This window comes from Streptomyces viridosporus (assembly GCF_002078235.1).
Taxonomy (GTDB): Bacteria; Actinomycetota; Actinomycetes; order Streptomycetales; family Streptomycetaceae; genus Streptomyces; species Streptomyces viridosporus.
On sequence record NZ_MSGP01000614.1, the window covers coordinates 1 to 11,947 of the forward strand.

Below are 11,947 nucleotides of genomic sequence, written 5' to 3' on the forward strand. Positions count from 1 at the left end.
GAGCACACCGGGCGCGGCGACGGCGTCTACCTCGCCGGTGACCAGGTCGCCGCGCCCGGTGTGCTCTCGGAGGTGTCCTTCAACAGCGCCCTGACGGCCGTCTCCCTCGCCCTGGGCCGGCGCAAGCTTGACCTCGAGCATGCTTGAGGTCGCACCGTGGGGGCCACAGCGAGCAGAACCACCCGACCGGCACCCACGGGAGACCCCTATGCACGCCATCCGCCTGCACGCCTTCGGTCCGGCCGAGAACCTCCTCCACGAGGAGATCGAGGATCCGCGGCCGGGCCCGGGGCAGGTCCGCATCGCCGTCCGGGCCGCCGGCGTCCACCTGCTGGACACGGCCCTGCGGCAGGGCCTGCGGGGCCCCGCGCCGGCCCCGGCCGCCCTGCCGACCGTTCCCGGCCGCGAGGTCGCCGGGGTCGTCGACGCCCTCGGCGAGGGCACCCCCGCCCACTGGCTCGGCCGACGGGTCGTCGCCCACCTCGGCTTCGCCCCCGGGGGCTACGCGGAGCTGGCCGTCACCGACGCCGGCCGGCTGCACGAGATCCCGGAGCGCCTGGACTTCGCCGCGGCCGTCGCCATGATCGGCACGGGGCGCACGGCGATGGGCATCGTGCAGTTCGCCGAACCCGGCCCCGGCGACGTGGTCGTCGTCCCCGCCGCGGCCGGCGGCCTCGGCACCCTCCTCGTGCAGTACGCCAGGAACGCCGGCGCCACCGTCGTCGGCCTGGCCGGCGGCCCCGCGAAGACGGCCCGGGTGGAGGCCGGCGGCGCCGACCTCGCCGTGGACTACACGGCCCCGGACTGGCCCGCACGGCTCGACGCCCACCGGGGCAAGGTCACCCTGGTGTACGACGGCGTGGGCGGGGACGTCGCCCGCACGGTCGTGGACCTCCTCGCCCCCGGCGGCCGGCACCTCGTCTTCGGCTGGTCGGCCCAGGGCCTCGCCGACGACAGCCCGTACCTCGTCGAGGGCGTCTCCACGAACGTCCTCGGTCCCGAGATGATGCGCAGGGCCGGTGGGGACGACCCCGTCCGCACGCTCGAACTGCGCGCCCTCACCGAGGCCGCCGAAGGCCGGCTCGTCCCCGCCGTCCACCGCTTCCCCCTCGCCGAGGCCGCCGCCGCCCACCGCGCCCTGGAGAACCGGGGCACGACCGGAAAGGTCGTCCTCGAACCGTGAAAGGGGTGCCCCGCCCGCCGCACACGACTACCGTGCGGAAGGTGATCGACATCCCTGAGGAACTCGCCGTATTCCAGGAGAAGTTCAACAAGGAGGCGGGCCGGGCCTTCATCGCCGCCCTGCCGGACCTGGCCGCCTCCTTCCTCGACCGCTGGGACCTGCGCGTCACCGGGACGCCCCTGCACGGCATGAGCGCCCTGGTCCTCCCGGTCGACCGCGCGGACGGCACACCGGCGATGCTGAAGCTCCAACTCCGCGACCAGGAGACCGACGGCGAACCGGTCGCGCTGCGCCTGTGGGACGGCGACGGGGCGGTCCGCCTGCTGGACCACGACGAGCCCACCGGCGTCATGCTCCTGGAACGCCTCGACGCCTCCCGCATGCTCGCGCACCGGCCGGACGTCCACGAGACCGTCCTGGTGATCGCCCGCCTCCTCGCCCACCTCCACGCCACCCCCGCCCCCGCGGGCATGCGCCGCCTCGGCGACATGGCCCACGCCATGCTCGAGCGCACCCCCCGGGCCCTGGACCGCATCCCGGACCCGGCCGCCCGCCGTGTCGTCGCCGACTGCGCGGCCGCCGTGCGGGAGGTCGCCGACGAGCCCGGCGACCGCCTCCTGCACTGGGACCTGCACGACGAGAACGTCCTGGCCTCGGACCGCGCCCCCTGGCTCGCCATCGACCCCAAGCCCCTGGCCGGCGACCCCGGGTTCGACCTCTGGCCCGCCCTGGACAACCGCTTCGACGCCGACGACATCGGCTGGCGCTTCGACGCCATGACCGACGTCCTCGGCCTGGACCGCGAGCGGGCGCGCGCGTGGACGTACGGGAGGGTGCTGCAGAACTGCCTGTGGGAGGTCGAGGACGGCCGCCCCCTGGAGGACCGCGACCTGGAGATCGCCCGCCGCCTGCGCCGCCACGGGGCATGAGGACCCGGGTCATGGAGGACCCGGGCCGGGAAGGCCCGGCCCGGGATCCCACCGGAGCCCCCTGTCGGATTCGAACCGACGACCTACGCATTACAAGTTGTCCGATCTTGGTCTTGGGACGTCCGGGAGCGTCCGCGAATGGTGCTCCGTGCCTGTTCAGAAGGGTTGGTGGACCTCATCGAACAACGGTGGATGGTTGCGGAACTAGTGGCTATTGAGACCAGGACCGAGACCACAGCCGCCCGAGTCGGCAGATTTACAGTCCGCGCGGCACTCAGGCGCTCATCTGCGCCTTCTTACCTGGTGTTGCTGCGCTGCCCCACAGGTGCCCCATGCGAGCACGCCGGAGCCCGCGTACCTGGCTCCCCCTGTTGCGATCGTTGGGCCAAGCATCCTGTGGCACACCAATGTGGGGGCGCTACCTCCAAGTTGCGCTAAGTAGCAGAATCGGGAGTCTCATCACTCTCCACGGGTGGACCTGAGACGATGAAGGTGTGTAGCTCCCGCCCCTCAGGCCAGCGGGCAAGTATCTGATCAACGTAGGCATCGCGCACGGGGAGAGCTTCAGAGCGTAGAAAGGCACCGAGGCAGGCAATACTGTCCGCGCACAGAGCCATCCCGTGCCCGCGACGCTCGACGTCGCTACGGGGATCGCCGACCGGCCCGATCTGCGTATACAGGGCGTTGACGGTGAGTCGGGACCTGAGTTCGGCATCGGGCAGCCACTGCGAGTGCAACTGGATCGTTGCATGGTGATGCTGCAAGGCCCTCCGGTAGTCGCGCTGCTCCTCCTCGGCGGCACCGTACGAGCCCAGCCGCAGGCTGTGTTGCATAGCCAGCAGCTCGGACAGAATCTTTTCTGCTGCTGCAACCGCTTCGCCCCGCAGCCTTGCGGTCCTTGCCTCTCGGGTGCCATGTCGTTGCTGATACACGACCCCGCCGAAGGTGGCGCCAGCACCAGCTCCTACACCAATCAGCCCTACCAGCGCGCTGAGCACCGATGCGTCCATCCGAGGATGGTCGCATCGGCGCTGAGCGCAGGTCATCGAAACCCGAAAACCAGCAACCCACCGAAGGCCTGCCATGAGCCGGCCGCGGACAGGACGAGCAGCTTCACAGTCTGCGCGCGAGGGGGCCTCTTCATCTGCGCTGCGTCCCGATGAGGTCTCACGCCCCCCTCCGCGCCTACCCCACAGGCAGTTCGTGCAGTGCCCACGGGAACCCACTCGGCCGACCTCAAAGGCAGCGACGCCCCCCTTGCAGCCTCCGCCCCTGAGAGAGCGTTCCGGGTGGTAAGAAACTGCCGACCGAGGCTCGGTATCCGCTCAGAATGAATGGCACCTCAGGGGCGGCTACGCCCTGTTGAAGCGTGCGCTCCGACACCTCGGTTGGCGGTCGCTCTGCGGCGGCTCCACTCGCCCTCTGACCGGGAGTTGGTTCTATTCCGGTGCACGAGGCAACTCCTGAGCCCTAAGATCTGGCGACGAAGCGAGGTGAGTAATGACCCCGGACGAACTACATCTCAGGGTCTTCCTGGTCGCGTTGCCCCATGCCCTGCCGATTCACACAGGCGCGACAACGTCCTTCGTGCTGCCCGGAGACTCCCCAAACCTAGGCTCCTTCACTACCCGAATAACAGCCGACATCGAAGATACGATTTCGATAGACGGAGATTACCTGGTCTCCCTGAAATTCCGGCAGTTCGACACTAGCTCGAACAGTGACGCACAGATCCATAAGTCACTGGCCGCAGCAGCCAACGAGATTCACTATCTTCCCTCTAGGGACGATTCCCACCTTCCTAACCTAGAGGGTCATGTCACAGTGGTCGAGATGGTCACCAACTCTTTGGAGAAGATCGAGGAGGACGATGACCCTTTCGATCGCTGCCTAGACTGCCTCATAGACTTCTACAGGGGTATCAGAGCGACCAGGAACCTCAGGATTCCTGCGGTTTCCCGTCACACGCTGTGGCCATTCGCCTTCACCCTACTCAAAGACGGCAGCGGCGAGATTATCGAGGACTGGCAATTGATGTCCCTCGGTCACGCGAACCTTTCCGGAGCCTCAGCAAGCCCACCAGCCTCCTTCGAGCAGCTTCAGAACGTTCACGTGGGGATCTCACGACTTCGCGATGGCGACCCTTGGATGCTCTACGCAGAGCGCAAGATTGACGCGGAACAGGCATTCTTCGTCAATGGGGACTACAGTGCAACGGTCGTGAACTCGGCCATCGCCTGTGAAGTTCTCTTGCTGACCGCATTGACCACTGGCCTCTGGGAGTCCGGAACCACCCCACAAGAAGCTGCCGACATTCTAAGCGTACGCGAGATTGGCCCACTTATCAGTGGCGATCTCGCTCGCATTTGGGGCGGCAATTGGGACCGCAACAGTAGCGCACCTGTAAAAGCCTGGCGTGAAGACATTGCCAAGAAGCGAAACAAGATCGTACATGAGGGATATCGCGCAAGCGAAGACGAAGCCGCAGCAGCACATTCCGCCATGCTTGGGTTGGATGAGTTCGTGAGTGCGCGTCTCCTTGCAAAGATAGCTAAGTTCCCACGAACATGCATGATGGCGTTCGGCGAACCGGGCATTAAGCGTCGTGGACTTTGGACGCGTAGAATGCGGGATTTTTGGGATGTGCAGGCACAGTCTGAAGGTAACTGGATCAAGACTTACACTGCCTGGCGAAAAGAGGTCGACGAGCTGCTTCCCTAAACGTCTGCCTTCGCCAGGCATACCGCCGCAGCAGCACCCTTCCACCGAACCGATTCGACGAGGTATCAAGGAGCGGCAGCAGGAAAAGGAGTCCCACATCCCACGGCAAGGCGAAGCACGGCCTCACAAGCGTCTCTCTGCCCGCTACTCTGGTACGCACCACAGCAGAACGGAGAGTGCTCCGCCGATGGGACCGAAGACGACGAAGGTCTACGAAACGCTTCGGGAGCGGCTCGCCGCCGGCGAGTACGCACCAGGCGACAAGCTTCCTTCCGAACGCGCGCTCGTCGAAGAACTCGGTATCGGGCGGACGGCACTGCGGCAAGTGCTGGCGCGTCTCGTCGCTGAAGGTGCGTTGGAAGTTCGGGGCCGCAGTTCATATCGACTCCCCGGCACCGTGAGCGTCCGGCGGCCCGAGGGGGTGGAACCGTGGCGCATCCACGGTGAGCGCGACCTGTACGACAACCGGTGGGTGAAGCTTCAGCTCTGGGATGTGCAACCGCCCGGCATGAAGTCGTTCGAGCATCACGTGGTGAAGCTGCACCACGTGGCTGTCACCGCCGTTCTGGACGACCAGGACCGCGTGCTCATGATGTGGCGCTACCGCTTCGTTCCCCAACAGTTCGGCTGGGAGCTCCCAGGTGGCATCGTCGACGATGGCGAGCGGCCGGCAGACGCAGCGCTGAGGGAAGTGGTCGAGGAAACCGGGTGGCGTCCGAAGACGCTGGAACACGTCGTGACCTACCAACCCATGGTCGGCATGGTCGACTCGCCTCACGAAATCTTCGTCGGCCACGGGGCAGAGAGGGTCGGTGAACCGACCGACCTGGAGGAAGCCGGTCACATCGAGTGGATTCCCCTCGCAGACATTTCAGGGCTCATGGCCCGCGGTGAGCTGATGGGGTCCGGAACCCTGGTTGCCCTGTTGCACATCCTGGCCAACCGGCGCGGGCAGGGAGCTACAGCCGCGCGCTGAGCATGTCGATGCGACGGCGCTGTCGCACCGAGCCGGTGCGGCTCGCCAGCAGCCGCGCCTGCCTTAGATGGGTGTGGGCGTCGTCGTACTCCGCTCGCGTCAGGTGCGCTTGCGCCAGGTCCGTATGCAGTCCGGCGCGCGCCCGGACGAACGATGGGTCCATGTCTTCCAGCGCTCTGTACAGGCTCGTGACCGCGTCGCCGTCACCGAGCATGGCGAGCACGTTGCCTTGCCACCGCGCAAGGTGGGTGCCGTTTAGGAAGATGCTCAGCATGTCCGGATCCCTGTCCTCCGGGCCCGGCGGGATGGCGGCCAGAGCCGCATCGAGCGCGCGTCGGGAGTCGTCCGGCATGCCGGCATACGCGCACATCTCCGCTTCGGCGGCATACAGCCACGCCCGCAGCCGGGCGGAAGCAGACTGGCCCACAGTGCACCGCGCATCGCGCACGAGGTCGATTCCAAGAGCGGGTCGGCCCGCTTCACAGAGGACGTACGCCTGCTCCGCCATGGCGTGGGCGAGATACATCGGAGCCTCAGCGTCACGCGCCGCTCGCTTCGCGAGTTCGTAGTGCCGCCAGGCCCGCTCAACCGCTCCGGAGTCGATGGCCTGCCACGCCGCGAGGGTCGACGCACCCGCGAGGGCAAGCGCAACGGGACGGCGCGCGGTAGGCAACACAGCGAAGTTGAGCGCGTCTTCCAGTGCGGCAAGGTGCCCCGTCATCTGGTCAACCAGGCCAGCCGCGCCCCTCTGCCTGTCCATGGTGCGGAGTAACTCGGTCTGATCGTTAAACGCCTTGACCATGGACTCGCCGACACTACCGGCCGCATCGATCCGGCTGAGCAGCTCGTCGTAGCCGTCGACCGCAGCGACGACCGGCGCCGGTACATCGCCCCTCAGCTCCGCGTCAGTGACGCCGAGCAGTTTCCGCAGAATGCCCGCGTACCGATCAGAGAGTGTGCGCTTCCCGTTCTCCCACTCCGACACGTACACCCGCAGGCTCGCGGTGGAAGCGACCTCTGTGACGTTCCGCCGGGCGTACTGCTCTATCTCACGAACCAGTCGCTCCTGGGACCAGCCGCGCGCCGCCCGCGTGCTCCGAAGCCCTGCGCTCACCAATCACCGTCCGACGCTTGCAGCCCTCACTGGTGCTCTCAGCATGCCGCACGTTGGCGCAGGTCAACAGAGGTTAACAGGCCGGTTGTTAAGCACTGTTGGCTACCGGCAGTCCCACCCCAAGCGGTCTTCTGGAGAGGCACCGCAGGAAGCGAGCACTACCCGAAATGGCGAACTACCTTGACTCTGGTGCGCACCAGATGCACGCTACTGGTGCGCACCAGATGACGGGACCCGTCTCCGGTCTGTGGTGTGCATCGATGGGCGTTGCGCTTCCGAACGCAGCGCCAAGGGGCCCGGGACAGAGCGGGCCGAGGGCGCACCCGACCCTTTGCACTCGGGAGGGCTTAGACCGAAAGGTCATGTCTCCATACGCCTGAAACGGGAGCTCGTGTTCCCGAAGGAGACACCTGCAGTACCGCACGTCAGCCCCGGCATTCAGCCGTGATGGGCGCGGGATCGAATCTCGCCTGGGGCACTGCGACCGCTGTCCTGTGGTCGTCCCGCGTATGAGACGCGCGGCTTCACCTTCAACGGCGAGCGGTCTCCGGGTGGCACCCCGGAGACCGCGTTCGGGCCGTTACTCCGTGGAAGGGACCACGACCCAATGGATCACATCGTCACTGTTCAGAACGTTGTTACTGCGTTCGCCGACTTCATGGAGCCGACGGCCGCGGAGCTGGAGGCGATCGAGCGGGAGATGCCCGTCATCCTGGCGGACGTCGACCTGCTCGACGCGCAGATCACCACCCTGGACCGCATGCCGACCGAGCTGGACGCCCGGCGCATCCGCCGGGCCCGCCGCCGCGCCCTCGCGGCGCGGGTCGCGCTGGTCAACCGCACCGGGGCGAGCCTGCCGGGGGGCGCCGCGTGAGCGCCGCCGACCGGACCCTGATGGCCGCGCACGCCGAGGTGAGGGCGGAGATCGCCCGCACGGACAGCAAGACGGCGCTGCTGCTGGCGTTCGTCGGCGCGGTCCTCGCCGGCGCCTGGACCATCGCCCGCGACCTGCCGCTGAACCCGCTCGCCGTCGTCGTCGGCGGGGCCGGCCTGGCGCTGCTGGTCGCCGCGGCCGGGCTGCTGCTGCGGTCGGTCCGCCCGAACCTGGGCGGGCCGCACTTGGGCGGTCGGCACGGCTTCCCGCTGTGGGCCACCCTCCCTGCCGACGAGATCCCCGCGGCCCTCTCCAGTGACCTGGCCGCCGACATCGCCGGGCTGTCCCGGCTGGCGGTCGCCAAGTTCACCGGCCTGCGCCGCGCGGTCGACCTGACCATGGCCGGCGGCGCCCTGCTCCTCCTCGCCGCCCTGCTCACCGCGGGAGGTGCCCGATGAGCAGCGTCAAGCTGACCAAGGTGCAGGTAGGGGTGCTGTCGGCCGCGTTCGTGCCGATGCTGGCCACGGGCGTGTTCGGCGGGATCGGCACCTACAGCAACATCGGCCACGCCTACGGCAAGGGCACCGCGCTCGGGGCGCTCGCCGCCGGTGAGGGGGCCACCGCCGTGCTCGCCCTGGTCCTGCTGGGGCTGACCATGCTGGGGCAGTCCTCCCCGCGCGTCGTGCGCATCGGGCTGTGGGCGCTGCCTGCCGCCGCCGCCGTCATGGGCGCCATGGCCGCCCCCGACCCGGGCCGCACCGTCATCTACGCGCTGACCCCGATGGGCATGTCCGTCTCCGCGGAGGGCATGGCGTTCCTGGCCCGGCGGATCGTGGTCCACACCGACGGCCGCGACGCGGAGAACGAGCGCCGCACCGCCGATCTGGTGCAGGCGCTCGCCTACCACCGCGCCCGCGCCGCCCACCACCCCAGCGACCGGGTCAGGAAGCGGTCGGACCGGGCGTCGTGGCGGCTGGCCCGCAGGGTCGGGGTCGGCGATACGGCGCTGGGGTCGAGGCTGCTGGACGTGCAGCGCGACCGGGTCACCGCCGGCGCGGACGCCGCGCTCGCCTCGATGTTCGGCACCCCCGCCCCCGATTCCACGCAAGCCGCGAATGCGGAGGAATTTACCGAGAGCGCAAGGAAACGGTCTACGGCTGACCTGCCCGGATCGGCCCCGGCCCCGGCGGTGACGCTGGCCCGGCTGACGGTGCCGGAACCGGTCGCGGTCGACCTGGGCAAGTCGCTCCCGCCGCTCAAGCCGATGCCCGCGATTCCCGCCCCGACCGAGCCCGCCGCCGCACGGTCCGCGCGGCGGTCGGTTCCGGCGGAATCGACCCGGCCGCGCCGGGCGACCGGTCGGCTCCCCGAGGTGGCCCGATCACCCCGACCGAAGCGCACCCCGAACCAACTACTGGCCGAGGCGAGGAAGGCGACGGCCGACTGGCCGGACGCCAAGGTGACCGCCGAGGGCATCCGCCGCGAGGTGCGCACCTCACCCGCCAACGCCCGCATGCTGCGCGACACCCTCCTCGCCGAGCGCACCGCCGCTACGGCTGAGGCTGCGTGATGGGGGCGCTGCCGGTGTACCGGTGGCGCCTGGCCCCGGACGGCTACGCCACCCGCCGACAGTTGCGCGCCCAAGGCCTGCGGCCCGGCGGTCAGCCGGTGGCCGCCCAGCTGGAGCGCCCCCGCCGCCGGCGGGGGCCGCTGGTCGCCTACCTCTACCGCGTCGACCTCGCCCTACCGGTCCGGCCCATGACGGCCGCCCGGCGGGCGGCGCTGACCAAGGCCAACGCCGCCCGCCGCACCTGTCCCGAGTGTCGGCGTGATGCCGGCTACGTCATCCCCGCCGCGCTGGGCACCTGCGTGCCCTGCGCCTACCCCGGCCCGCCCGGGCCGGAAGGGAGCACCCGATGAGCAGCGCCGACCTGCGCCGCCTGGACCGCGAGATCCGGCAGACGGCCAAGAAGTTGGAGGCCGTGCGGCGGGGCGAGTTGTGGCCGCTGAACGGCCGCGAGCGTCGCGCTCTGGCCCGCGCCGTCGCCGGTGGTGCCTATCGCACCCTGCGGGGGCGCGGCGCCGGCCGCGCGGAGCAGCGGATCGAGTCCACCGGCAGCGCCGCGGAGATGCGGCTGAGCGCGGAGCTGACCGCGCTGCACGGCGAGCGCCAGCGGCTCATCACCGAGGCCGCCCGCGCCAGGGCCGCCAAGAAGTCCTCCGGCTGGTGGTGACCAGCCCCAACCCCCAGGCGCCGGGGTGGCCGCTTCTTTCCACGGACCCGGCCACCCCGGCTCTCCCTTTAACCCCGCCCCCAGTGGGGGCAGTCAGGAGCACTGCCAGCATGTCTGAGAACGTCGTTCCCCTCCACAAGCACACCGACCCGCCGACCGACACGGCGACCGTGACCACCCTCACCGTGGTCCCGGACGCGCCGCCCACCCGTCCGGTGCCGCTGTGGGTGCGCTCCGGCCGGGCGGTGAAGACCGCCGTGACGCACGAGCGCACCACCGCGACCGTGCGGGCGGTGGCCCGGCACGGGCTGTACACGGTCAACGGCGCGCGGATCGTGGCCCGCCGCTCCTGGGACGGCCGCACCGGCGCCCGCTACGAACGCCTGCTCCGCGCCGCCGAGGCCGCCGGGAACTACGAGGTCGCGGAGGAGTGGGAAGAGCGGCTGCAGCGCTTCCGTGACGCCCGCCACCGCCGCCGCATGGACCTGCTGCACTCCCCCGTCGACGCGGCCAAGGGTCTGGCGGTGGGCACCGGCATGGGCATCGGGGTGCTGGTCGCCCTCGGGGTGGTCCTGGCAATCAGCACCGGCCAGGCCGGGGACGTCATCACCCCCTTAAGCGCCACGATCGACTTCATCGCGCTGCTGATCCGGATCGTGCAGGTGGTGTGGGGCCCGGCCGTCACCATCGGCCCGTTCCTGGCGCTGCTCGCCCTGTGGGCCGTCGGCCGCCGGCAGCAGGCCGCCCCCACCTGGGCCCTGCCCGCCCACGTCCGCAACGGGGAGGGGGAGCCGATCACGCCGTCCATCGTGGTCAAGGCCCTGCGCGACCTCGGGGTGCCCGCCCTGGCCCGGGCCATCAAGGAGATGGGCGATGCCGGCGCGTCCATGCTCGGGCCCATCCGGATCGCCGGATGCGGGGTGGAGGTCGACGTGACCCTGCCCTCGGGGGTGTCCACCGTGGAGGTGCAGAACCGGCGGCGCAAGCTGGCGGAGAACCTGACCCGGCACGAGCACGAGGTGTTCATCACCCTCCCCACCGCGGCCCGCACCGTGCGGCTGTGGATCGCCGACTCCGGGGCGCTGGATGAGCCGATCGGGCCGTCGCCGCTGGTCACCGACGAGACCCTGAGGGCCGACTACGCCAAGGGCAAGGCGCCCTGGGGCCAGGACCTCCGGGGCGACGCCGCGAGCCTGTCCCTGTACCAGCGGCACCTGCTCATCACCGGCCTGTCCAACCAGGGCAAGACCGCCGCCCTCCGGGCCCTCGCCCTGTGGCTCGCGCTGGACCGCAGCGTGGAGTTCCGGGTGGCGGACCTCAAGGGCGCCGGCGACTGGGCCATGTTCGACGGCCTCGCCACCGTGCTCATCCAGGGGCCGACCGACGAGCACGTGGTGCAGGCCACCGAGATGGTCGAGGGCGGCGTGGCGGAGATGGAACGCCGCCTCACCGCCCCGCCCGGCACCGCCTTCCCGCCGCTCATCGTGCTGGTGGACGAGGCGCAGGTGGCGTTCATGTGCCCGCTGACCGACGCCGACAAGCGCCCCTACGGCGGCTCCAAGGCCACGTCCCGGTACTTCATGGCCGCCCGCAAGATCCACAACCAGGGGCGGGCGGTGAACGTGCTGCTCTGGCAGGGCACCCAGGACCCCACCGACCAGAACCTGCCCAAGCTGGTGCGCGAGGGCGCCCACACCCGCGCCGCCCTCGCCCTGGGCACCGAGTCGCAGGCCCGGATGGCGCTGGGGGACAAGGCCGTCGACGGCGGCGCCGCCCCCAACCTGCTGCGCCCCGGCCTGGACAAGGGCACCCTGGTGGTCGCCTCCGACGGCATCGCCATCCCCGCCGGCCAGTCCTCCATCACGGTGCGCACCCACTACATCGACACCGCGACCGCCACCGCGGTGGCCGAGCGG

General features: G+C 69.8%; 12 protein-coding genes and 1 pseudogene. 11 read left to right on the forward strand and 2 right to left on the reverse strand.

Annotated features, from left to right (window positions below):
• The 3 genes and pseudogenes from B7L92_RS39910 to B7L92_RS34260 form a co-directional block, all read left to right on the forward strand.
• Window positions 1-147, forward strand: a pseudogene (locus B7L92_RS39910) (FAD-dependent oxidoreductase); the annotation flags it as partial.
• A 61-nt stretch (window positions 148-208) separates the two neighbouring features.
• Entirely contained in the window at window positions 209-1,183 is a 975-nt protein-coding gene (locus B7L92_RS34255) for a zinc-binding dehydrogenase (RefSeq protein ID WP_081241137.1), read from the forward strand.
• 32 nt (window positions 1,184-1,215) lie between these two features.
• Window positions 1,216-2,112, forward strand: a complete 897-nt coding sequence (locus tag B7L92_RS34260; RefSeq protein ID WP_081241138.1) for an aminoglycoside phosphotransferase family protein — start codon at window positions 1,216-1,218, stop codon at window positions 2,110-2,112.
• A 434-nt stretch (window positions 2,113-2,546) separates the two neighbouring features.
• Here the strand turns inward: B7L92_RS34260 and B7L92_RS34265 are convergent, their stop codons facing one another.
• Window positions 2,547-3,122: a hypothetical protein gene (locus B7L92_RS34265; protein WP_143626426.1), complete on the reverse strand. Its 576-nt coding sequence runs from the start codon at window positions 3,120-3,122 to the stop codon at window positions 2,547-2,549.
• A 490-nt stretch (window positions 3,123-3,612) separates the two neighbouring features.
• On the opposite strand from B7L92_RS34265, the gene B7L92_RS40435 reads away from it, so the two are divergent.
• Window positions 3,613-4,833: a hypothetical protein gene (locus B7L92_RS40435; protein ID WP_143626427.1), complete on the forward strand. Its 1,221-nt coding sequence runs from the start codon at window positions 3,613-3,615 to the stop codon at window positions 4,831-4,833.
• Window positions 4,834-5,020: 187 nt separating this feature from the next.
• Entirely contained in the window at window positions 5,021-5,809 is a 789-nt protein-coding gene (locus tag B7L92_RS34270; protein ID WP_081241140.1) for an NUDIX domain-containing protein, read from the forward strand.
• Here the strand turns inward: B7L92_RS34270 and B7L92_RS34275 are convergent.
• Entirely contained in the window at window positions 5,793-6,800 is a 1,008-nt protein-coding gene (locus B7L92_RS34275; RefSeq protein WP_081241147.1) for an NsdA family TPR-like regulatory protein, read from the reverse strand. The two genes, B7L92_RS34270 and B7L92_RS34275, sit on opposite strands and share 17 nt — an antisense overlap.
• Before the next feature lie 730 nt (window positions 6,801-7,530).
• Between B7L92_RS34275 and B7L92_RS34280 the strand changes: the two genes are divergently transcribed.
• The 6 genes from B7L92_RS34280 to B7L92_RS34305 form a co-directional block, all read left to right on the forward strand.
• A complete protein-coding gene (locus B7L92_RS34280; RefSeq protein WP_081241141.1) occupies window positions 7,531-7,797 on the forward strand; it encodes a DUF6284 family protein in 267 nt (88 codons plus the stop codon).
• A complete protein-coding gene (locus B7L92_RS34285; protein WP_081241142.1) occupies window positions 7,794-8,255 on the forward strand; it encodes a Pycsar system effector family protein in 462 nt (153 codons plus the stop codon). Before B7L92_RS34280 ends, B7L92_RS34285 begins: the two co-directional genes overlap by 4 nt.
• Window positions 8,252-9,367, forward strand: coding sequence for a conjugal transfer protein (locus tag B7L92_RS34290; protein WP_081241143.1), 1,116 nt, complete (start codon window positions 8,252-8,254; stop codon window positions 9,365-9,367). Before B7L92_RS34285 ends, B7L92_RS34290 begins: the two co-directional genes overlap by 4 nt.
• Complete coding sequence (locus tag B7L92_RS34295; RefSeq protein WP_081241144.1) at window positions 9,367-9,717, forward strand: RRQRL motif-containing zinc-binding protein; 351 nt, start codon at window positions 9,367-9,369, stop codon at window positions 9,715-9,717. The genes B7L92_RS34290 and B7L92_RS34295 overlap by 1 nt, the downstream gene beginning before the upstream one ends.
• Window positions 9,714-10,031, forward strand: a complete 318-nt coding sequence (locus B7L92_RS34300) for a hypothetical protein (protein WP_081241145.1) — start codon at window positions 9,714-9,716, stop codon at window positions 10,029-10,031. The genes B7L92_RS34295 and B7L92_RS34300 overlap by 4 nt, the downstream gene beginning before the upstream one ends.
• 110 nt (window positions 10,032-10,141) lie before the next feature.
• Window positions 10,142-11,947 (forward strand): cell division protein FtsK (locus B7L92_RS34305; protein WP_081241146.1); only part of this gene is annotated, 1,806 nt, incomplete at its 3' end.